At 70.3% G+C, this 21797-nt stretch carries 14 protein-coding genes and 1 pseudogene; 11 read left to right on the forward strand and 4 right to left on the reverse strand.

Annotated elements, in window-relative coordinates; all coding sequences use genetic code 11:
• The first annotated feature begins 10 nt into the window (after positions 1 to 10).
• Both ACZ42X_RS12445 and ACZ42X_RS12450 read left to right on the forward strand, forming a co-directional pair.
• A complete protein-coding gene (locus ACZ42X_RS12445; RefSeq protein ID WP_468287739.1) occupies positions 11 to 1111 on the forward strand; it encodes an alkene reductase in 1101 nt (366 codons plus the stop codon).
• Positions 1112 to 1231: 120 nt separating this feature from the next.
• Positions 1232 to 2098 carry an AraC family transcriptional regulator gene (locus ACZ42X_RS12450; RefSeq protein WP_468287741.1) on the forward strand — a complete coding sequence of 289 codons (867 nt, stop codon included), beginning with the start codon at positions 1232 to 1234 and terminating at the stop codon, positions 2096 to 2098.
• A 48-nt stretch (positions 2099 to 2146) separates the two neighbouring features.
• On the opposite strand, the gene ACZ42X_RS12455 is transcribed toward ACZ42X_RS12450, so the two are convergent.
• Complete coding sequence (locus tag ACZ42X_RS12455) at positions 2147 to 2854, reverse strand: 2-phosphosulfolactate phosphatase (protein WP_468287743.1); 708 nt, start codon at positions 2852 to 2854, stop codon at positions 2147 to 2149.
• Between the two features lie 100 nt (positions 2855 to 2954).
• Between ACZ42X_RS12455 and ACZ42X_RS12460 the strand changes: the two are divergent.
• Both ACZ42X_RS12460 and ACZ42X_RS12465 read left to right on the forward strand, forming a co-directional pair.
• Positions 2955 to 3392: pseudogene (locus ACZ42X_RS12460) on the forward strand (SAM-dependent methyltransferase); the annotation flags it as partial.
• A gap of 280 nt (positions 3393 to 3672) precedes the next feature.
• Positions 3673 to 6465, forward strand: a complete 2793-nt coding sequence (locus tag ACZ42X_RS12465) for an aconitate hydratase (protein ID WP_468287745.1) — start codon at positions 3673 to 3675, stop codon at positions 6463 to 6465.
• Positions 6466 to 6563: 98 nt separating this feature from the next.
• On the opposite strand, the gene ACZ42X_RS12470 is transcribed toward ACZ42X_RS12465, so the two are convergent.
• The 3 genes from ACZ42X_RS12470 to ACZ42X_RS12480 form a co-directional block, all read right to left on the reverse strand.
• A complete protein-coding gene (locus ACZ42X_RS12470) occupies positions 6564 to 7490 on the reverse strand; it encodes an FG-GAP repeat domain-containing protein (protein ID WP_468287747.1) in 927 nt (308 codons plus the stop codon).
• 249 nt (positions 7491 to 7739) lie between these two features.
• The gene (locus tag ACZ42X_RS12475) at positions 7740 to 8735 is read right to left on the reverse strand and encodes a hypothetical protein (protein ID WP_468287750.1); all 996 of its coding nucleotides are present in this window, start codon (positions 8733 to 8735) and stop codon (positions 7740 to 7742) included.
• 164 nt (positions 8736 to 8899) lie between these two features.
• Positions 8900 to 12754, reverse strand: a complete 3855-nt coding sequence (locus tag ACZ42X_RS12480) for a GH92 family glycosyl hydrolase (protein ID WP_468287754.1) — start codon at positions 12752 to 12754, stop codon at positions 8900 to 8902.
• 409 nt (positions 12755 to 13163) lie between these two features.
• On the opposite strand from ACZ42X_RS12480, the gene ngcE reads away from it, so the two are divergent.
• The 7 genes from ngcE (at position 13164) to ACZ42X_RS12515 (ending at position 21670) form a co-directional block, all read left to right on the forward strand.
• Positions 13164 to 14612 (forward strand): N-acetylglucosamine/diacetylchitobiose ABC transporter substrate-binding protein, encoded by a 1449-nt coding sequence (ngcE, locus tag ACZ42X_RS12485; RefSeq protein ID WP_468287757.1) that lies wholly within the window; start codon positions 13164 to 13166, stop codon positions 14610 to 14612.
• Between the two features lie 113 nt (positions 14613 to 14725).
• Positions 14726 to 15649 (forward strand): carbohydrate ABC transporter permease, encoded by a 924-nt coding sequence (locus ACZ42X_RS12490; protein ID WP_468287760.1) that lies wholly within the window; start codon positions 14726 to 14728, stop codon positions 15647 to 15649.
• Between the two features lie 17 nt (positions 15650 to 15666).
• Entirely contained in the window at positions 15667 to 16662 is a 996-nt protein-coding gene (locus ACZ42X_RS12495) for a carbohydrate ABC transporter permease (RefSeq protein WP_468287763.1), read from the forward strand.
• A 230-nt stretch (positions 16663 to 16892) separates the two neighbouring features.
• A complete protein-coding gene (locus tag ACZ42X_RS12500; RefSeq protein ID WP_468287767.1) occupies positions 16893 to 18092 on the forward strand; it encodes an ROK family transcriptional regulator in 1200 nt (399 codons plus the stop codon).
• 121 nt (positions 18093 to 18213) lie between these two features.
• On the forward strand, positions 18214 to 19314 hold the full coding sequence (locus tag ACZ42X_RS12505) for a substrate-binding domain-containing protein (RefSeq protein WP_468287770.1): 1101 nt from the start codon (positions 18214 to 18216) through the stop codon (positions 19312 to 19314).
• A gap of 281 nt (positions 19315 to 19595) precedes the next feature.
• Positions 19596 to 20390 (forward strand): ATP-binding cassette domain-containing protein, encoded by a 795-nt coding sequence (locus ACZ42X_RS12510; RefSeq protein WP_403552665.1) that lies wholly within the window; start codon positions 19596 to 19598, stop codon positions 20388 to 20390.
• Positions 20387 to 21670 (forward strand): sugar ABC transporter permease, encoded by a 1284-nt coding sequence (locus tag ACZ42X_RS12515; RefSeq protein ID WP_468287773.1) that lies wholly within the window; start codon positions 20387 to 20389, stop codon positions 21668 to 21670. The genes ACZ42X_RS12510 and ACZ42X_RS12515 overlap by 4 nt, the downstream gene beginning before the upstream one ends.
• Positions 21671 to 21797 lie beyond the last annotated feature (127 nt).

A 21797-nucleotide genomic window follows, 5' to 3' on the forward strand; every position in this document is an offset into this window, starting at 1 on the left:
CCGTACCGGCATGACGCAGACACCCGCGGCCTCGCCGCTCCTCGAACCCGCCCGCCTCGGCCCCTTCCACCTGCCGAACCGCCTGGTGATGGCCCCGCTGACGCGCAACCGCGCGGGCGCCGACGGCGTCCCCGGGCCGATGATGGCCACCTACTACGCGCAGCGCGCCTCCGCCGGGCTGATCATCGCCGAGGGGACCACGCCCAACGCCGTCGGGCAGACCTACCCCCACATCCCCGCGATCCACAACGACGCCCACGTGGCCGGCTGGCGGCAGGTCACCGACGCGGTCGGTGCCGCGGGCGGCCGGATGTTCCTCCAGCTCCAGCACGGCGGCCGGGTCGGCCACCCCGACAACAGCGGGCTGCTGCCGCTCGCCCCCTCGCCGATCCCGCTGCCGGAGACCATCCACACCCCCGGCGGGCGGAAGGGCGCCGTCGTGCCGCGCGAGATGACGCTCGACGACATCCGCTCCACCGTGGTTGACTTCGCCACCGCCGCCCGCAACGCGCTCGACGCCGGGTTCGCCGGGGTCGAGGTGCACGCCGCCAACGGCCACCTCCTGCACCAGTTCATGGCACGCAACACCAACCACCGCACCGACGCCTACGGCGGCTCCGTCACCGGCCGGATCCGGTTCGCCGTGGAGGTGGTCCAGGCCGTCGCCGCGGCCATCGGACCGGAGCGCGTGGGGGTGCGCGTTTCCCCGGGGGTCACCGTCAACGGCATCGACGAGGGCGACACCGAGGTCCTCCACCCGGCGCTCGCCGCCGCCCTGGCGCCCCTGGACCTGGCCTATCTGCACGTCGTGTTCGCCGACCCCGACCAGCCCCTGTTCCACACGCTCCGCAGGGCATGGCCCAGCACGCTGATCGCCAACCCCGCCCTGCCGTACCCGGGCCCCCTCCCCGCCGACGGCGGACGCCGCGAGGGCGAGCGGCTGCTCGCCGCCGGAGCGGACCTGGTCTCCCTCGGCCGGGCCTTCCTGGCCAACCCCGACCTGGTCGAACGCCTGCGCCTCAGCGCCCCGCTCAACCCGGTCCGCGACGACGGCCTGATGTACGTCGGAGGGGAGGCGGGCTACACCGACTACCCGGTGCTGGCGGCGTGACGCCGCGGGCCGACGCCGCCGGCCCTCCTCCGGACCCGACCCGATCGGGCACAGGATGTCGGGTCCGGCAGGGGGCGCGCTGCCTAGCGTGGTGAGCGTCGAAAGGAAGGAAAACCGGGCATGCTGGAGCGGCTGAACCAGGCCATGGAGCACATCGAGCGGCGTCTCGACCAGGACATCGAGGTCGAGGAGCTGGCACGCATCGCGGCCACGTCGGAGTACCACCTGCGTCGGATGTTCTCCGCGCTCGCCGGCATACCGCTGTCGGAGTACATCCGGCGCCGGCGGCTCACCCTCGCGGGCGCCGAGGTGCTCGCGGACCGGGAGACGCTGCTGGAGATCGCGGTGCGCTACGGCTACGGCTCCGGCGAGGCGTTCGCGCGGGCGTTCCGCGCCATGCACGGCATCGGACCGGGCGAGGCCCGGCGTACCGGCGCCGCGCTCAGCTCCCAGCCCCGGATGACCTTCCGCCTCACCATCGAGGGGAGAAGCAGTATGCGATACCGCGTTGTGGACAAGGCGGACTTCACCGTCGTCGGGCTCAAGACCCGGGTACCGCTGGTGCACGCGGGGCCGAACCAGGCGGTCATCGACTTCGTCCGCGGGATCGACCCGCAGACGCTGGAGAGCCTGGAGAAGCTGTCGGACCAGGAGCCGCACGGCATCGTCGCCGTCTGCGACGACCTGGACCCCAGTCGTGCCGAGGGCACCGAACTCGACTACTACCACGGCGTGATCACCTCCGCGGCCGCTCCCGAGGGCACGGCCACGCTGACGGTCCCGGCCGGTACGTGGGCGGTCTTCACCGCCTCCGGGCCGGTGCCGCAGGCCATCCAGGAACTGTGGCGGGACGTCTTCACCGAGTGGTTCCCGTCGAACCCGTACCGCAGCCGCACCGGTCCCGAGATCCTGCGCACCCGACTGTCGCCGGACAAGACGGAGGCCGACGCCGAGCTGTGGCTCCCGGTGGAGCCCGAGCACGGCTGACGGCCGCGTGTGAGCGCTCCGGCCGGCCTTTCGGCCCGGCCGGAGCGCTCAGCCGCCTGCCGCCACCCCTTCCGCCGGCGACCGCACGGCGCGCGGACGGAGGACCATGAGCGAGTCCTCCACGGTCGCCACCATGGCGAAGGGGAACCGGTCGAGCTCCAGGCAGAGCGCGACGTCATCGGGGTGGACTCCTTGACGCAACCCCTCCGTCAGCTCGGCGGCGGCCCGCGACGCGCCGGCGCGGTGGAGGAACTCGGCCGCATCCGTCTCGGCTTCGGTGGTCCTCCGGGCGATGTACTGAGCGCACGCCAGATCCTCGTCGGCCCGCCCGTCCTCGCCGGTGACCACGAACGTGACCGCGTCGCAGGCGTGGGTCCGCAATACCCGGGCCGTCGCCTCCGCCACCACGAAACCGGCGCACAGCACCAGCGACGCGTCCTTGACCGCGAGGGCACCGACCGTCCCCGCCGTGGTCTTCTGCACGACGGTCCGTCCGCCCAGGTCCCGGGAGCGCAGCAGGCCCGGCGAGTTGACGGCGTCGAACCCGGGCGCCGACGGCCCGTCCTTGAGCGCCACCCAGTCCGGGTGGCGCGTCTTGAGCGCGAGGGCCTCGTCCAGCGACTCGGCGAGGACGATCTTCTCCGCTCCCTGGGCGAAGGCCCAGGCGGCCACCGTGAAAGCCCGCATGACGTCGACCACGACCGCCACGGACGGAGCTTCGACCAACTCGTCGATACCAAGGAAGCGAGCGTCCATCCGGTCATGATCGCCCAGGCCCGGCCCGAAACCCTCCGCTGGTGACGCGCATCACAGCGGCGGGCGACGGAACGCAACGCGCGCACGCGCGCGTCCGGCCCTGGAGTCCGCCCCGGGGTCGACGGGCGTGGGCCTCGACATCAACGCCGAAGACCTGGCCGGGGGCAGGGAGCTCGCGAAGCGGCGGGGGCTCGCCGAGCGGGTGGAGTTCGCGGAGGAGTCGGCCCTCGGCACGTCGCGCGGGCCCGTGGACGCGGTGCTCCGCCTGGGGGCCGGCCAGGCGCTGTGCGACCCCGGGCAGCCGTACGATCCCGGTGCCGTCCTCCGTGAGCTGCGCCGCCTGGTCCGCCGGGCGGGCGCGTCGTCCTCGGCGAGGGCTTCTGGGAGCGCTCCCCGACGGACGCGGAACTGGCCGCCATGTGGCCCGGTGCGCACGCGGGCGACCACCTGGGGCTGGGCCGCCGAGATCCGCGAACGGGTCGACCACCAGCGGTCGACGTGGTTCAACGGCTACCGCGACGTCCTCGGCATCGCGTACTCACGCTCGAACCGGTCGCCTGAGCCCGGACACGGCCGGCCCCGCCCACTGCGCCCAGGGGGCCGAAGGAAGTCCGGTGCGGCAGGTCACGCGGCGCGCGCATGACCCGGCAGCCCTCATGTACTAGAGTTATCTCGACATCGAGATATCTGCCGAAAAGACGCACCGCAGCCGCGCCAGCCGGTAAGGGTTACCTAACTAAGTCTTACCTTAGCGGATCGGCGAGGAGCCATCACGGCAGGATGCGGTAAGAACGCGCACATTGATGAAGGAGACTGTCGTGTCGGCGAACAGCTTCGACGCCCGCAGCACGCTGCGCGTGGGCGACGAGTCGTACGAGATCTTCAGGCTGGACAAGGTCGAGGGCTCCGCGCGCCTCCCCTACAGCCTCAAGGTGCTCCTGGAGAACCTCCTCCGCACCGAGGACGGCGCGAACATCACCGCCGACCACATCCGAGCCCTCGGCGGCTGGGACTCCCAGGCGCAGCCCAGCCAGGAGATCCAGTTCACGCCGGCCCGCGTGATCATGCAGGACTTCACCGGTGTGCCCTGCGTCGTCGACCTCGCCACCATGCGCGAGGCCGTCAAGGAGCTCGGCGGCGACCCGGCGAAGATCAACCCGCTCGCGCCCGCCGAGCTGGTCATCGACCACTCCGTCATCGCCGACAAGTTCGGCACCAACGACGCGTTCAAGCAGAACGTCGAGCTGGAGTACGGCCGCAACAAGGAGCGCTACCAGTTCCTGCGCTGGGGCCAGACCGCCTTCGACGAGTTCAAGGTCGTCCCGCCCGGCACCGGCATCGTCCACCAGGTGAACATCGAGCACCTGGCCCGTACGGTCATGGTCCGCGACGGCCAGGCGTACCCCGACACCCTCGTCGGCACCGACTCGCACACCACCATGGTCAACGGCCTCGGCGTGCTGGGCTGGGGCGTCGGCGGCATCGAGGCCGAGGCCGCCATGCTCGGCCAGCCGGTCTCCATGCTCATCCCGCGCGTCGTCGGCTTCAAGCTCACCGGCGAGCTGCCCACCGGCACCACCGCCACCGACCTGGTGCTCACCATCACCGAGATGCTGCGCAAGCACGGCGTCGTCGGCAAGTTCGTCGAGTTCTACGGCGAGGGCGTGGCGGCGACCAGCCTCGCGAACCGCGCCACCATCGGCAACATGTCGCCCGAGTTCGGCTCCACCGCCGCGATCTTCCCGATCGACGACGAGACCCTGAACTACCTCAAGCTCACCGGCCGCTCCGAGCAGCAGGTCGCGCTCGTCGAGGCGTACGCCAAGGAGCAGGGCCTCTGGCTGGACCCGGCCGCCGAGCCGGACTTCTCCGAGAAGCTGGAGCTCGACCTCTCCACGGTCGTCCCCTCCATCGCCGGCCCGAAGCGCCCGCAGGACCGCATCGTCCTCGCCGAGGCCGCCCAGCAGTTCAACAGCGACGTCCTCAACTACGTCCAGGCCCCGCAGGGCGGCCAGGACCTGACCTCCCCGGTCGACGAGGCGAGCGACGAGTCCTTCCCGGCCTCCGACGCCCCGGCCTACGGCCACGAGGACAACGGCGCCGGCGCCCCGCAGCACTCCGCCGTCGTGCCCGGCCCCGGCCCGTCCAACCCGGTCACCGTCACCGGCGCCGACGGCGTCTCGTACGAGCTGGACCACGGCGCCGTCACCGTCGCCGCCATCACCTCCTGCACCAACACCTCGAACCCGTACGTCATGGTCGCCGCCGCGCTGGTGGCCAAGAAGGCGGTCGAGAAGGGCCTCACCCGCAAGCCGTGGGTGAAGACCACCCTCGCCCCGGGCTCCAAGGTCGTCACCGACTACTTCGACAAGGCGGGCCTGACCCCGTACCTGGACAAGGTCGGCTTCAACCTCGTCGGCTACGGCTGCACCACCTGCATCGGCAACTCCGGCCCGCTGCCGGAGGAGGTCTCCAAGGCCGTCAACGACAACGACCTCGCCGTCGTCTCGGTGCTCTCCGGCAACCGCAACTTCGAGGGCCGGATCAACCCCGACGTCAAGATGAACTACCTGGCGTCCCCGCCGCTGGTCGTCGCGTACGCCCTCGCCGGCTCCATGAAGGTGGACGTCACCAAGGACGCCCTCGGCACCGACCAGGACGGCAACCCGGTCTTCCTCAAGGACATCTGGCCGTCGGAGTCCGAGGTCAACGACGTCGTCGCCAACGCCATCGGCGAGGACATGTTCTCCAAGTCCTACAGCGACGTCTTCGCGGGCGACGCCCAGTGGCAGGCGCTGCCGATCCCGACCGGCAACACCTTCGAGTGGGACCCGCAGTCCACCTACGTCCGCAAGCCCCCGTACTTCGAGGGCATGACGATGGAGACGACGCCGGTCACCGACATCACCGGTGCCCGCGTCCTGGCCAAGCTGGGCGACTCGGTCACCACCGACCACATCTCCCCGGCCGGCGCCATCAAGGCCGACACCCCGGCCGGCAAGTACCTCACGGAGCACGGCGTCGAGCGCCGCGACTTCAACAGCTACGGCTCGCGCCGCGGCAACCACGAGGTCATGATCCGCGGTACGTTCGCCAACATCCGCCTGCGCAACCAGATCGCGCCGGGCACCGAGGGCGGCTACACCCGCGACTTCACCCAGCCCGACGCCCCCGTGTCGTTCATCTACGACGCCTCCCGCAACTACATCGAGCAGGGCATCCCGCTCGTCGTCCTCGCGGGCAAGGAGTACGGCTCCGGTTCGTCGCGCGACTGGGCCGCCAAGGGCACCGCGCTGCTCGGCGTCAAGGCCGTCATCGCCGAGTCGTACGAGCGCATCCACCGCTCGAACCTCATCGGCATGGGCGTCCTGCCGCTGCAGTTCCCGGAGGGCCAGTCGGCCGAGTCCCTCGGTCTGACCGGCGAGGAGACCTTCTCCATCGCCGGCGTGACGGAGCTCAACGAGGGCCGTACGCCGCGCACGGTCAAGGTCACCACCGACACGGGCGTGGAGTTCGACGCGGTCGTCCGCATCGACACCCCCGGTGAGGCCGACTACTACCGCAACGGCGGCATCATGCAGTACGTGCTGCGCTCGCTGATCCGCAAGTAAGCGGATCCGGCCCGGCCGGTACGCGAAAGGGCCGCACCCCTCGGGGTGCGGCCCTCTTCGTGCTCTCACGCCGGTGGGAGCACCGGTGGGAGCACCGGTCAGAACATCATCGGGTAGCCGTTCCAGCCGGAAGTACCGATCTTGGTCGGCTTCGCGAACGGGGCGGCGGCGTTGCCCGTCCCGTTGTAGCGCCACAGGGCGCCCGCGCCGTCGCGTGCGATCAGGTCGGTGCGGCCGTCCATGTTCAGGTCGCCCGTCGACATCAGGTGGTTGAAGGAGTTCCAGCCCCCACCGACCTTGGTGCCCTTGGCAAACGGGGCCGCGGCGTTGCCGGTGCCCTTGTAGAGCCACAGGACACCGGACTTGTCGCGGGTCACGACGTCGGCCCGCCCGTCGCCGGACAGGTCGCCCTGGCCCGCGATCTGGTTGAAGGCCTGCCACCCCGAGCCGACCTTCGTCCGCGCGGACAGGGTGCCGTCGCCCTTGCCCTTGTAGAACCAGAGCACGCCGGCCTTGTCGCGGGCCAGCACGTCGGCCGGGGTGGTCCCACCGAGGTTGCCCGCGACGACGATCTTGTCGTAGGCGTCCCAGCCGCGGCCCAGCTCGAGGGTCTCGCCTTCGCCGGTGTAGTACAGGTAGCCCTGCTTGTCCCAGGTGTACAGGCCGTCGGCGTTGCCGTCGGCGTCCTGGTCGGCCTGGGCGGCGCCCCGGAAGGCGTCCCAGCCGCTCGTGACGTACTCGCGGGCGCCGAGCCCGCCCCGGCCGTTGGGCCCGTACGCGTAGAGGTCGCCGTACTTGTCCATCGCGAACAGCGCGAAGACGGGGGCCGCCGCGCTGGCGGCGATCGTGCCGTTCTGCGGGACCGGCTGGGTGAAGCCGTCCTGGTTGATGCTCTTCAGCGGTGCGGGGGCCGGCGTGTCCGCCACCGCGGAACCGGCGGAGGCGCCGACCAGGGTGGCGGCTATGGCCGATACGGCGAGACGCGACAGCGCGCGCCCGCGCTTGAGGCCGGAGAATTTGGCCACGTATGTTCTCCATGAGAAAAGGGGTGCGACGGTCTCGGGTGGTGGTACGCCCCAGTCGCCGCGGGATCATGGAGATCCTTGCACAACACCTTTACGAGGCAACCGGTTTAAGCCCGGGAAGCAGCCCGGGAAACCAGCTCCAATCGGGACGAAAAGACTGACGCGTCAGGGGCCGCCGCCCTGACGCGCCGTCAATCTGTGACGAACTGGTGACGATTCAACCGTCGTCGCCGGAGCGCGCGCCCGGCCTCACGCCCACGGCGCCATCGGGTACCAGATGAGGTCCCGGCGGGCGAGGATCCGCACGTCCCAGTACAGGATCATGAACACGCCCGCGGCGATGAACGCCCCCGCCATCACGGCGGACGCCCGCCGCGGGTCGGCGGCGAACCAGGCGCCCAGCCGCTCACCGGCCACCAGGGCCATCACCACGAACAACACCGCCATGACCAGCACGTTCCCGAGCGCCTGGAGCCCGAACGCCACCGCTCCGTACAGGACGTTGTGGCTCTCGGCCGCATCCCGGAACAGCTGCCGGAACAGCGGGAAGGGCCGCCCGATGAGGAACGCGCCGATGAGCGCGCCCATCACGAACATCGGCGCGCCGGGAAAGCGCGCCGAGATGCGCGCCAGCGGGTCACGGACCAGCCCCAGCGCGGCCAGCCCGAACACCACCATGACGAGCCCGATGACGCCGAACACCACCATGGCCTGGATCAGCCGGGGAGACAGACCGGCCGACGCCCCGCCCGGCGCGCTCTCCTGGAACTGCGGCATGCCCGTACCGACGAGCGCGACCACCACGCCGTAGGCCGCCGACACCACCACCGCCCCGGCGGCCAGCGGTCCCAGCGGCCTCAGCACCCGCCCCATCCGGCCGCGCCGGGTGCGTACGGTGCCCGCGCCCGCCAGCGGCGCGATGGCGCTGAACGCGGCGACGTTGCAGGCGGTGAAGGTACCCGCCACCCCGGTCGCGAGCGCGAAGGCGATACCGGCCAGGGCGCCGCCGATCGGTGCGTCGTGCGCCTCGTGACCGAGGAGCGCGGCGGCGACGTTCCCGCCGATGGTCCGGTCGACGAACTCCGCGGACCACACCACCGTCAGGGCGAAGCCGAACAGGGCGCTGACGAGGATGACGAGGGCCCTGCGCCGTGGGAAGTGGCCGTTGACGAAGAGCGAGGTCGCCGGCGTGGCGGTCGTGGTCGTGGTCGTTCCGGTGGAGGTCTTCGAGGAGGCGTACGTCATCAGGCGTCCTTTCGCGAAGGCGTCGAGGGCGTCCCGCGTCGGTCGGGCCGTCAACGTACTCGCGGAGTCCCGCCCCGGATATCCGGCGTACGGGGGCGCGTGGCCGCACACGGAGGCCGGACCGGAGCGCGGGCCGGCCTCCGTGCGCCGCTCGTTGTCCCTGGTCAGCCCAGCAGTTCCAGCTCCGCCAGCACGCCACCGGAACCGGCGGACGGGACCAGCCGGTAGTGCCGGTACGAGCCCGGCCGGGCCACCGTGAACACCCGCGTCTGCCGGTCCCACGCGAAGCGCTCGCCCGTACGCCGGTCCAGCTCCGTCCACGTCGCCCCGTCCGCCGACCCCTGCAGGGCCCAGCCCGTCGGGGCCGCGGCCCGGTCCGACGACGTCAGCGTGTACTGCACCGCACGCGCCGGGCCCTGGACGCGCAGCTCCAGCGGCGCCGTGAGCTCCGCCGCCGTGGCCGAGGTGTCGTCGAGGAGCGCGCCCCCGCCGCTCGCCAGGTCGCGGCGCGGCGACGGCACCTCGTCGCCCCGGGTGATCGAGACCGGCGCCGCGCCCGGCCCGGTGCCCCACGCCGACGGCTTCGGCCCCATGGCGAACTCCAGGGTGCCGCCGCGCGCGAGGAGGTCGTGCGGCAGCGCCGTCGACGTCCAGCGCTCGCCGTTGACCCGCACGCCCTGCACGTAGACGTTCCGAGCGCTGTTCTCCGGCGCCTTGACCACCAGCGTGCGGCCGTTGTCCATCCGTACCGTCGCCTTGGTGAACAGCGGCGAGCCGATCGCGTACTCCCCGGCGCCCATCACCAGCGGGTAGAAGCCGAGCGCCGAGAAGAGCCACCAGGCGGACTGCTCGCCGTTGTCCTCGTCGCCGTGGTAACCCTGGCCGATCTCGCTGCCCGTGTAGAGCCGCGACAGCACCTCGCGCACCTTCTCCTGCGTCTTCCAGGGCTGACCGGCCGCGTTGTACATGTACGTGACGTGGTGCGCGACCTGGTTGGAGTGCCCGTACATGCCCATCCGCACGTCGCGCGCCTCCGTCATCTCGTGGATGACGGAGCCGTACGAGCCCGTGAACTCCGGGGAGGCCGTCTCGGGCGTCGAGAAGTAGGTGTCGAGCTTCTTCGCCAGACCCGCCCGACCGCCGTACAGGTTGGCCAGGCCCCGGCTGTCCTGCGGCGCGGTGAAGGCGTACCCCCAGCCGTTCGTCTCGGTGTAGTCGTACCCCCAGATCCTCGGGTCGTACGCCTCCGACGGCACGCGCCACTCGCCCTTGAGGTTCCGGCCCTGGAAGAAGCCGGCCCGGGAGTCGAAGAGCGTGACGTAGTTGCGGGCCCGGTTGAGGAAGTACGCCGACTCGTCCTTGTACCGGGCCTTGCCGGTCTTCTCGAAGAGCGCGTCCGCCATCCTCGCCAGGCCGTAGTCGTTGAGGTAGCCCTCCAGGGACCACGACAGCCCCTCGTGCGTCTCGGTCGAGGCGTAGCCGAGGAAGGGGGAGGTCTCCATGCCCTTGCGGCCCACGCCCTTGCCGGGCGGCACGACGGTCGCGTTCTTCAGCGCCGCCTCGTACGCCGCCTCCGCGTCGAAGTCCACGCCCTTGACGTAGGCGTCGGCGAAGGCGACGTCCGACGACGTGCCGGTCATCAGGTCGGCGTAGCCGGGGGAGGACCAGCGGGAGATCCAGCCGCCGTCCTTGTACTGCTGCACGAAGCCGTCCACCAGGTCGCCCGCCTTGCGTGGCGTGAGGAGCGCGTAGGCGGGCCAGGTGGTGCGGTAGGTGTCCCAGAAACCGTTGTTGACGTAGACCCGGCCGTCGACGATCTTGGCGCCGGTGTGCGTCGGAGTGTCGGGGCCGGTCTGCGGCGAGAAGGGGCTGGCGTAGCGGTCCTTACCGTCGACGCGCTCGAATCCCGAGTTGGGGTAGAGGTACAGCCGGTAGAGGTTGGAGTAGAGCGTGACCAGCTGGTCGTGGGTCGCGCCCTCCACGCGGACCCGCCCGAGGATCCGGTCCCAGGCGGCCTGCGCCCGCTCGCGGACCCGCTCGAAGCCGGTGCCCGCCGGGATCTCGGCCGCGAGGTTGCGCTGCGCCTGCTCCACGCTGATCAGCGATGTCGCCATGCGCAGGGTCACCGTGCGGTCCGCGCCGGCGGCGAAGCGCAGGTGGCCCGTGACGCCGGCCGAGGCGGAGTCCGTGACCGGCGCGTCGAAGACGCCGTACACGAACATGCGCGTGGCGCCGGTCGACAGGCCGCTCTTGACGTCGGAGAAGCCGGTGAAGGAGCCGTTCGCCGGGTCGAGGGTCAGCCCGCCCTCCTCCGTCACGTTGTCGAAGACGACGGAGGCGTCGGCACCCGGATAGGTGAACCGCATCATCGCGGCGTGGTCGGCGGGCGCGATCTCGGCCTTCAGCCCGTTCTCGAACGTCACCGCGTAGTGGTGCGGCCTGGCCGTCTCCCGCTCGTGGCGGAAGGGGAGCGCGCGAGCGGTACGCGCGGTGGGCGGGGCGCCGGGCGCGGCCGACGGCATCAGCTGGAAGGTCTGCCGGTCGCCCATCCAGGGGCTCGGCTCATGGCTGGCGCTGAACGCCTGCACGGTGGGCAGGTTGTCGGCGTTGTTGCCGCGCGCGTACTCGTACAGCCAGCTCTTGGAGGCGGCGTTGGTCACCGGCGTCCAGAAGTTGAAGCCGTGCGGGACGGCCGTCGCGGGGAAGGTGTTGCCCCGGGAGAAGGAGGAGCTGGAGTTGGTGCCGCGTACGGTCGAGGCGTAGTCGGACACGCGGGGCAGCGGTTTCACGGGGGCCGCGCGCCCGAGGGTGATGTCGTCGATCCAGCCCTGGAACTTCGCCGGGCCCTTCGGCGCGTCGTACGCCACCAGGATCCGGTCCACCGTCCTGCCCGCGGCCACCGTGCCGATGGAGGCCCGCACCTGGTTCCACTGGTTGACGTAGAGCCGCTTGGCGGCGCCCTGGCCCTGGGGGCTGAGGCGCCCGCCGTGGCTGTCGAGCGCCCCGAGCTCGCTCAGGTGGGTACCGTCGGTGAAGGCGAGGTCGACGGAGACGTTCGTCGCCGGGTAGCCGAGGTCCGTCTCCGGCATGGAGGGGAAGATCCGGTACGACAGCTCGGTGTCGCGGGCGACGCGCGTGTCGACGTCGAAGACCTTGTTGTAGGCGTACGCGCGCCCCGCCGGATGGTGCGTACCGGCGTAGCGCAGCGCCCGCTTGCCGGTGAACCCGGCGTTCGCCTTGGCGGTGGGGGAGCCGCCCGGGCCCCGGTCGACATGGCTGCGCATGTCGGGCGGCACGGGAGCGGAGGTGTCGCCGTTCGAGAACTGGACGTCGGCGAGCTGGGTGATGCCGGTGGCGCCGTTGTTCCGGCTGATCTCCAGTCGGTAGTGCGCGTACGGCGCCGCGCGGCCCGCGTCGATGTCGTACGTCCGCGTCTCGAAGCGCTGGGCGAACGCCTCGCCCTCGCGGGTGTCCAGGACCGTCCACTCCTTGCCGTCCGCGGAGCCCTTGAGGGTCCAGTCCCGGGGGTCGCGGGGGGCGGCGTCGTTGGCGGAGGTCAGGGCGTACGTCACCACCTTGACCGGTTCGTCGAGGTCGAACTCGACCCAGGCGGTGGGGGCGAAGGTGAGCCATTTGGTGCTGGGCTGGAGGTCGACCAGGTTCTCCTTGGTCTCCCCGGCGGCACTGTTCTCGCCGCTGGCGCGCAGCTCCGTCACCTTCTCGGTGACGTCGCCCGGTAAGCCCGCGGAGTAGCCGCCGTCGACGCCGGCCGACCGCTTGCGGCCCTCGGCGTCCAGGTCGACGGTGTCGCGCCAGGTGGGCGGCGGTTCACCGGCTTCGAAGGAGGTCGTGAAGGAGGTGCCGGACTCCGTGGCGGCGGCCGCGGCCTGGTGCGGGAGTGCCAGCGCGGCCGACTGACCTGCCGTCACGGTCTGGGAGACCACCAGGGAGGCGGTCACGGTGGCGGCCGCCACGAGGGCGGCCGTACGTCGCTTGAGCGATCGTGGTCTGGGCTGCATGCCGCGTCGTGCCTCCTGCTCCCGCCGAAGCGCGTCGGACGTCCGTCGGTGGTGCGTCGGTTGGCCGCCGGTCGTGCGGCGGACAACGTTGTCAGCTGATCTGCGCAGCACCCAGTAGGAGGTAAGTGGCGTGTGGTGTCAAGGGTGTTGGCGCGGCCGGACGGCTGAAAAAACTTCCGGGCGCCGCGCTCTTTCCGGCAGGTCTCAACTCGGAGAAGACTGCTGCCGAAAGTCCGCCTCGATCTTGCTCAGGCGACGCGAAGTGGACTATACCTGTCGGCAACCCAGCACTGTAGCACGACCCACCTGCACAAGACCGCGCGGTGGCGGGGGCCCTTCGCCTGAGGCGAGAAGCGGTTCGGGGCGACCGGCACACCGCCTGAGTCCTGGAGAAGGCGAGTACTTGAGCATGGGATCCACCTCCGCCCGCCATGACCACGAGGGCCCCGGCCGCCGCGAGCTGATCAAGCGGTCCGCCGCGCTCGGGCTGATCAGCGTGCCGACGATGAGCTTCCTGTCCGCCTGCGCCACCGGTGGCGGCGGTAGCGAGAAGGAGACGAAGGCGCCCGCCGGCGAGAAGTCGGCCAAGAACCCGCTCGGCGTGGCGCAGGGCGCCCCGCTGGAGGCGTTCATCTTCAAGGGCGGCCTGGGCGACCAGTACGCCAAGGACGCGGAGGCCGACTACAAGGCCACCTACGGCGCCGAGGTCAAGCACACCGGCACCCAGCAGGTCGGGCCCAAGCTCACCCCGCGCTTCGCGGGCGGCAACCCGCCGGACGTCATCGACAACTCCGGCGCCGACCACCTCGACATGAACAAGCTCTCCACCCAGGGCCAGCTCCAGGACCTCGCCCCGCTGCTGGACGCGCCCTCGCTGGACGACCCGGCCAAGAAGGTCCGCGACACCCTCCACCCCAGCACCCTGGAGAAGGGCAAGCACGGCGACAAGGTCGACGTGCTCTACTACGCCTTCACCATCTACGGCACCTGGTACTCCCAGAAGCTGCTGGCCGACCGCGGCTGGACGTACCCGAAGACCCTCTCCGAGATGGTCGGCCTCTGCGGCGAGATCAAGAAGGCCGGCATCGCCCCCTGGACGTACGCCGGAAAGTATCCGTACTACGTCCACTTCAACCTCTTCGCCCAGATCGCCAAGATCGGCGGCATGGAGAAGTGGATCGCCATCGACAACCTGGAGCCGAACGCCTGGACCTCGAACGACGCGGTCAAGGAGGTCGTCGAGCACTACGAGGAGCTCGCCGCCAAGAAGTACTTCCTGGAAGGCAGCCAGGGCCTCACCCACATCCAGTCCCAGACCGCCTGGAACCGGGGCAAGGCCGTCTTCATCCCCAACGGCTCCTGGGTCGAGAACGAAGCCGCCCCCACCACGCCGAAGGACTTCGGCATGGCGGTCGGCGCCCTCTTCGACGGCACCGGCGACAAGATGCCGCACGGCACCCTGCGCGGCGAGCCGAGCGAGCCGTACCTCGTCGCCAGCAAGGGCAAGAACCCGGCGGGCGGCATGGAGCTGCTGCGCATCATGCTCTCGAAGAAGCACGCCCAGAACTTCGCCACCAAGGTGAAGTCGCTGACCTGCGTCATGGACGCCACCGAGGGCATGACCCTCTCGCCCGGCCTCGCCTCCGCCAGCAAGGCCTTCAAGGAGGCGGGCGACAACCTGATCAGCCTTCAGCTGCAGGAGTGGTACCCGGCGCTCACCGACGAGAAGATCGGCGGTCTGACCGGTCAGCTGCTCACGGGCGAGCTCAAAGCCGCCGATTGGATCAAGAAGACCCAGCAGGAGTGCGACCGGGTCGCCAAGGACGACTCCGTGACCAAGTTCAAGCGCACGGCCTGACGCCGGGAGCGCACCGCCCGACGTCACCAGCTACGCACCGCCTGACGCCACCAGCGACGCACCGCCTGACCGACCGCCGGGCGGACACCCAGAGGGGAAGGGCCGGGGAGCCCATGCAACACGGCAAATACCGATTCATCGTGGGCTTCCTGGCCCTGCCTCTGCTCATCTACGGCGTCTTCGTGATCTCGCCCTTCGTCCAGGCCTTCCAGATCTCGATGACGGACTGGTCCGGACTCGTCGGCTCCGCGAAGTTCGTCGGCCTCGACAACTTCGGGAGACTCTGGGAGAACGACGACTTCTGGAACGCCCTGCGCCACAACGTCTACATGCTGGCCCTGGTCCCGGTGGTCACGCTCGCCCTCGGGCTGTTCTTCGCCTTCATGCTCAACGTGGGCGGCCGCCGCCGGAAGAACGAAGTCGTCACCGGGGTCGCCGGGTCCCGCTTCTACAAGTTCGTCTTCTTCTTCCCGCAGGTCATCTCGGTCACCATCGTCGCCGTCATCTGGTTCAACATCTACAACCCCGACCCGGACGACGGCATGCTCAACTCCCTCCTCGGCGCCGTCGGCCTGGACGCCCTGCAGAACTCCTGGCTGGGGGAGAAGAGCCTCGCCCTCTGGTGCATCAGCGCGGTGATGGTCTGGAGCCACGTCGGCTTCTACGTGGTGCTGTTCTCCGCCGCCATGGCCTCCATCCCCCGCGACATCTACGAGGCGGCGCTGCTCGACGGGGCCGGCCGCTTCCACACCTTCTTCCGGATCACCCTCCCGCTGCTGTGGGACACCGTCCAGACCGGCTGGGTGTACATGGGCATCATCGCGCTGGACGCCTTCGCGCTCGTCCAGATCATGTCGGTGAACATGGGCGGCCCGGACGGAGCCACGGACGTGATGCCGCTGAGGCTGTACCTGACGGCCTTCCGCGACAGCCAGTTCGGCTACGCCGCCGCCATGGGCGTCGCGATGCTCATCGTCACCATGACGTTCGCCGTGCTCACGATGCGCTTCGCGCGCCGTGAGCGGATCGAGTACTAGGGGGAGGGGTGCGCCGGATGACGACCGACGAGATCCGGGACGAGAACGACGCGGTGGGCAAGGAGCAGGCCCCGCCGCCCGCCGAGGCCGCACGGCGGCTCGGCCCGACGGCCGGCCGCGCACGCCGCACCGGCGGCACCGGCCGCATTAGCGGCGCGGGCCGCGCCGGCCGCGCGGCCGAGGGCGGCGTACTGAACGTCTTCTCGCACGGCATCCTCATCGTGTGGGCCCTGATGGTCGGCGTGCCGCTGCTGTGGGTGCTGTGGAGCGCCTTCAAGGACAGCAACGGCATCCTCACCGACCCGTGGGGCCTGCCGACCGCGCTGCGGTGGGAGAACTGGTCCAACGCGTGGGACGACGCGAACATGGGCCAGTACTTCGTCAACACCGCGATCGTGGTGGGCGGCTCGGTCGTCGGCACGATGGTGCTCGGTTCGATGGCCGCGTACGTCCTGGCCCGCTTCACCTTCCCCGGCAACCGGTTCATCTACTACCTCTTCGTGGCCGGCATGTCCTTCCCGGTCTTCATGCTCGTCATCCCGCTCTTCTTCGTCCTGCGGGACTTCCCCGGCAGCTCGCTGCTGGCCACGTACCACGGGCTGATCCTCGTCTACATCGCCTACTCGCTGCCCTTCACCGTCTTCTTCATGACGGCGTTCTTCCGTACGCTGCCGGCGTCGGTCGCGGAGGCGGCGATGATCGACGGCGCCTCGCACACCCGCACCTTCTTCCAGGTCATGCTGCCGATGGCGAAGCCGGGCCTGATCAGCATCGGGATCTTCAACTTCCTGGGGCAGTGGAACCAGTACCTGCTGCCGATGGTGCTCAACCAGCAGGAGGACAAGTACGTCCTCACCCAGGGCCTGGCGATGATCGCGCTCCAGCAGGGGTACGAGAACGACTGGGGCGCCCTGATGGCCGGCATGATGATCGCGATGCTGCCGGTGCTCGTCGTCTACTCGGTCTTCCAGCGGCAGGTCCAGTCCGGCCTCACGGCGGGCGCGCTGAAGTAGTCCGTCACTCCCACGGCCCCGCGCCCTCCGCGTTTTCCCCGAACCGCCCGCCGACGGCCCACCCGCTGTCGGCGGGCGCTTTTCTTCCCGCGTGAGCGCTTACGCCCGCTTTGTACCCCTGTCGTTCGCTCATCCGAGGCCCGGAACGCTCAAGGTCTTGACGGGGAGCAACCCGAAAGGCTCAGCTTAGAGTTCACATGTTGGAGAAAACGGCAGGAGTGAGAGAGTCGATGGAGACTCCGGGGTCGCAGACATCTCTGCATCGGGCCAACCTCGAGCGCGTCGTACGCGCCGTCCGCATGGCCGGGTCTCTGACCCAGGCGGAGATCGCCAGGACCACCGGCCTCTCCGCCGCCACGGTCTCCAACATCGTCCGGGAGCTCAAGGACGGCGGCACCGTCGAGGTCACCCCCACGTCGGCGGGCGGCCGCCGGGCCCGCAGCGTCTCGCTCAGCGGGGACGCCGGCATCGTCATCGGGGTCGACTTCGGCCACACCCACCTGCGGGTCGCCGTGGGCAACCTCGCCCACCAGGTGCTCGCCGAGGAGGCGGAGCCGCTGGACGTCGACGCCTCCTCGGCCGAGGGCTTCGACCGGGCGGAACAGCTGGTCAAGCGGCTGATCGCGGCGACCGGCATCGGCCAGGACAAGGTGATCGGGGTCGGCCTCGGCGTCCCCGGCCCCATCGACGTCTCCTCCGGAACCCTCGGCTCCACGTCCATCCTGCCGGGCTGGACCGGCATCAACCCGAGCCAGGAGCTCTCCGGCCGCCTCGGCGTCCCGGTGTACGTCGACAACGACGCCAACCTCGGCGCCCTCGGCGAGCTGGTCTGGGGCGGCGGCCGGGGGGTCAAGGACCTCGCGTACATCAAGGTGGCCAGCGGTGTGGGCGCCGGCCTGGTGATCGACGGCCAGATCTACCGGGGCCCGGGCGGCACCGCCGGCGAGATCGGCCACATCACGCTGGACGAGTCGGGCCCGGTCTGCCGCTGCGGAAACCGCGGCTGCCTGGAGACCTTCACGGCCGCGCGCTACGTCCTGCCGCTGCTCCAGCCCAGCCACGGCGCCGATCTCACCATGGAGCGGGTCGTGCAGCTGGCGCGCGAGGGCGACCCGGGCTGCCGCCGCGTCATCGCGGACGTCGGCCGCCACATCGGCAGCGGTGTCGCCAACCTCTGCAACCTGCTCAACCCCAGCCGCGTGGTGCTGGGCGGCGACCTCGCGGAGGCCGGCGAGCTGGTCCTCGCGCCCATCCGGGAGTCGGTCTCGCGGTACGCCATCCCCAGCGCCGCGCGCCAGTTGTCGGTCGCTCCCGGAGCCCTCGGCGGCCGCGCGGAAGTGCTCGGCGCCCTCGCCCTCGTACTGAGCGAAATGGGGGATTCGACCCTTCTGCAGAGTGCGCTGCCGGGGTCGGCTCCTGCGTTCACTTAGATAACGAATGGCACCGTTGTCATCTCGTTGTCAATTTACTCCTTGACGACGGAGTGACGGCCGAGTTGACTTCCAGCCACCTCGGCCGCAACGTCGCGGCCTCGTCAGGGAGGCAACCCACATGAACGCATTGACGCGACGCCTTGTCATAGGCACCGCCGCGGTGTCCATGGCCGCGACCCTCGCCGCCTGTGGCAAGGCCGGCGACGGTGACGCCGCGGGTGGCGGCGGCGGCGACGGCAAGACCATCGGTCTGCTGCTGCCGGAGAACAAGACGACCCGTTACGAGACGTTCGACCGCCCGATCATCGAGGCGAAGATCAAGCAGCTCTGCTCCGACTGCGAGGTCAAGTACAACAACGCCGCGCAGGACACCGAGACCCAGAAGAAGCAGTTCGACGCGCTGGTCACGCAGGGCGTCAAGGTGATCATCCTCGACTCGGTCGACTACAAGGCCACCAAGAAGTGGGTCCAGAGCGCCGAGAAGCAGGGCGTCAAGGTCGTCGCGTACGACCGCCTCGCCGAGGGCCCGATCTCCGCCTACGTCAGCTACGACAACGAGAAGATCGGCCGCCTCCAGGGCGAGGCCCTGGTCAAGGCGCTCGGCGCCCAGGCCAAGGACGCCAACGTCGTCATGATCAACGGCTCGCCGACCGACCCGAACGCCCCGCTCTTCAAGAAGGGCGCCCACAGCGTCCTCGACAAGCAGGTCAAGAAGGTCGTCTACGAGCAGGACATCCCGGACTGGTCGCCGGACGAGGCCAACAAGAAGATGGGCGCCGCCATCGACTCCCTGGGCAAGGACGGCTTCCAGGGCGTCTACTCCGCCAACGACGGCATGGCGGGCGGCATCATCACCGCCCTCGCCAAGCAGGGCATCAAGGTCCCGGTCGGCGGCCAGGACGCCGAGCTCGCCGGTCTGCAGCGCATCCTGAAGGGCGACCAGGCCTTCACGATCTACAAGCAGATCAAGCCGGAGGCCGAGACCACCGCCGCGATCGCCGTCCGCCTGCTGAAGGGCGACAAGATCGACGACCTGGTGAGCGCCAAGGTCACCAGCCTGACCGGCGAGTTCAAGGACATCCCGGCCAAGCTGTACGACGCCGAGATCGTGACCAAGGACAACATCGCCTCCACGATCCTCGCCGACAAGGTCTACACCGCCGCGGACATCTGCACCGCCGAGTACAAGGCGGCCTGCGAGGCGGCCGGCATCAAGTAACCGCCGGCACCCCACCCCCTCCACGCGAGCATCCCCACACGCGAGACCCCTCGCACGCGAGACTCCTCGCACGCGAGACCCCTCGCATGCGAGCACCCCGCCCCCCACGCGCGAAGGCCGCACACGCGGCCTCCCCACGCCGGTCCGGCGCCCCGCCCCGTCCATGCCCCGCAAGCACCTGGGGCGGGCGCCGGACCCGCTCTCGCCCCCCACGCTCGCACCCCTCGCACGCTTCCTCAGCTCATCGCACCACCATCCCCGCCGGACAGGCGGCGAAGGAGATGATTCACGTGTTCGCTACGCCCGTGCTGGCGTTGCGCGGAGTCTCCAAGCGGTTCGGCGCCGTCCAGGCGCTCACCGACGTAGACCTGGAGATCCACGCCGGTGAGGTGGTCGCCCTGGTCGGCGACAACGGCGCCGGCAAGTCGACGCTCGTCAAGACGATCTCGGGTGTCCACCCCATCGATGAAGGCGCCATCGAGTGGGAGGGCCGGCCCGTCCGCATCACGAAGCCGAACGAGGCCTCCGACCTCGGAGTCGCCACCGTCTACCAGGACCTGGCGCTCTGCGACAACCTCGACGTCGTCGCCAACCTCTTCCTCGGCAACGAGCTGCGCCGCGGCTCCGTCCTCGACGAGATCGCCATGGAGAAGCGGGCCAAGGAGCTGCTGGACACCCTGTCCATCCGCATCCCGAGCGTCCGCATCCCCGTCGCCGCCCTCTCCGGCGGCCAGCGCCAGGTCGTGGCCATCGCCCGCGCCCTGATCGGCGACCCCAAGATCGTCATCCTGGACGAGCCGACCGCGGCCCTCGGCGTCGAGCAGACCGCCCAGGTGCTCGACCTCGTCGAGCGGCTGCGGGAGCGCGGCCACGGCGTCATCCTCATCAGCCACAACATGGCCGACGTCCGCGCCGTCGCCGACAAGGTCGCCGTCCTGCGGCTGGGCCGCAACAACGGTGTCTTCAACGTGAAGGACACCACGCACGAAGAGATCATCGCCGCCATCACCGGCGCCACGGACAACGCCGTGACCCGCCGCCAGGCGCGTACGGCCACGAAGGGGGACGCGAAGTGAGCGACCTCACCAAGACCCCTGCAAGCGAGAACGCGGAGTCCGCCGCCCCCGTCCCGGCCGTCGACCCCCGCCTGCTCGTACGCGAAGAGGGCCTCAAGGGCTACTGGACCGAGTTCACCCGCAAGGTGCGCGGCGGTGAGCTGGGCTCGCTCCCGGTCTTCATCGGCCTGATCGTCATCGCGATCGTCTTCCAGTCGCAGAACGCGAACTTCCTCTCCGCGAGCTCCGTCGCCAACATCGCCGTCTACACCTCCGGCCTCGGCATCATGGCCGTCGGCATCGTCTTCGTCCTGATCCTGGGCGAGATCGACCTGTCGGTCGGCTCGGTCGCGGGCGTCGGCGCCGCCGTGTGGGCCGTGCTCAACGTGAGCAACGGCATGAACGACTGGCTCGCCGTCGGCATCGCCGTCCTCTGCGGCCTCGCGCTCGGCCTGCTCCACGGTTTCTTCTTCGCCAAGATCGGCGTCCCGGCCTTCGTCGTCACCCTCGCCGGCTTCCTCGGCTGGAGCGGCCTGCAGATCTGGCTGATGGGCAAAGAAGGCTCCATCAACGCGCCGACCGGCTCCATCGTCGAGCACCTGACCGGCTACTACTTCGAGGACAAGGCGGCCGCGTACGGCCTCGCCCTGATCGCCGTCCTCGCGTACGCCGCGTCCCTGCTCCTGGACAGCCGGCGCCGCAAGGCGGCCGGCCTCCTCGCCCGCCCCACCAGCGAGGTCGTCCTGCGCACGGCCGTCGTCGCGGTGCTGTGCTTCGTCGTCGCGTACGTGCTCAACGAGCCCGCCGGCGCCCGCGGCCTGCCGCTCGCGCTGGTGCTCTTCCTGGTCGTCCTGGTCGTCGCCGACTTCGTCGCCCGCCGCACCACCTTCGGCCGCCAGGTCTTCGCGGTCGGCGGCAACGCCGAGGCCGCGCGCCGCGCCGGCATCAACGTCGACCGGATCCGGATCACCGTCTTCGGCCTCTCCGGCCTGCTCGCCGCCTTCGGCGGCCTCTTCGTGGCCAGCCTCTCCGGCGGCGCCACCAAGAGCCTCGGCGGCGGCAACACCCTGATGCTCGTCATCGCGGCGGCCGTCATCGGCGGCACCAGCCTCTTCGGCGGCCGCGGCAAGGTATGGTCCGCCCTGCTCGGCATGATCGTCATCCAGGCGATCCAGCAGGGCCTGAACATGCTCGGCATGGCCTCCGAGATCCAGTACATGATCACCGGCGCGGTGCTCCTCGCCGCCGTCGTGATCGACTCGGTCTCCCGCCGCACGCAGAAGACCGCGGGCCGCGCCTAGCCTCACGGGTGAGATGCGCCGCAGTGCCCGGCACCGCTGAACCGGTGCCGGGCACCGCTGCGTCTGCGCCAATGTGATGACGTAGGGGGACCCGCCCGATGATGATGATCGGGAGCGGAACATTAGA

The organism is Streptomyces sp. NPDC030862 (genome assembly GCF_055571835.1).

Coding starts and splice junctions, on each gene's coding strand:
- ngcE (WP_468287757.1), top strand. CDS start 13,164: ATGGGATCCACCTCCGCCCGCCATGACCACGAGGGCCCCGGCCGCCGC.
- ACZ42X_RS12505 (WP_468287770.1), top strand. CDS start 18,214: ATGAACGCATTGACGCGACGCCTTGTCATAGGCACCGCCGCGGTGTCC.
- ACZ42X_RS12480 (WP_468287754.1), bottom strand. CDS start 12,754: ATGCAGCCCAGACCACGATCGCTCAAGCGACGTACGGCCGCCCTCGTG.
- ACZ42X_RS12475 (WP_468287750.1), bottom strand. CDS start 8,735: ATGACGTACGCCTCCTCGAAGACCTCCACCGGAACGACCACGACCACG.
- ACZ42X_RS12495 (WP_468287763.1), top strand. CDS start 15,667: ATGACGACCGACGAGATCCGGGACGAGAACGACGCGGTGGGCAAGGAG.
- ACZ42X_RS12490 (WP_468287760.1), top strand. CDS start 14,726: ATGCAACACGGCAAATACCGATTCATCGTGGGCTTCCTGGCCCTGCCT.
- ACZ42X_RS12445 (WP_468287739.1), top strand. CDS start 11: ATGACGCAGACACCCGCGGCCTCGCCGCTCCTCGAACCCGCCCGCCTC.
- ACZ42X_RS12510 (WP_403552665.1), top strand. CDS start 19,596: ATGATTCACGTGTTCGCTACGCCCGTGCTGGCGTTGCGCGGAGTCTCC.
- ACZ42X_RS12455 (WP_468287743.1), bottom strand. CDS start 2,854: ATGGACGCTCGCTTCCTTGGTATCGACGAGTTGGTCGAAGCTCCGTCC.
- ACZ42X_RS12500 (WP_468287767.1), top strand. CDS start 16,893: ATGGAGACTCCGGGGTCGCAGACATCTCTGCATCGGGCCAACCTCGAG.
- ACZ42X_RS12450 (WP_468287741.1), top strand. CDS start 1,232: ATGCTGGAGCGGCTGAACCAGGCCATGGAGCACATCGAGCGGCGTCTC.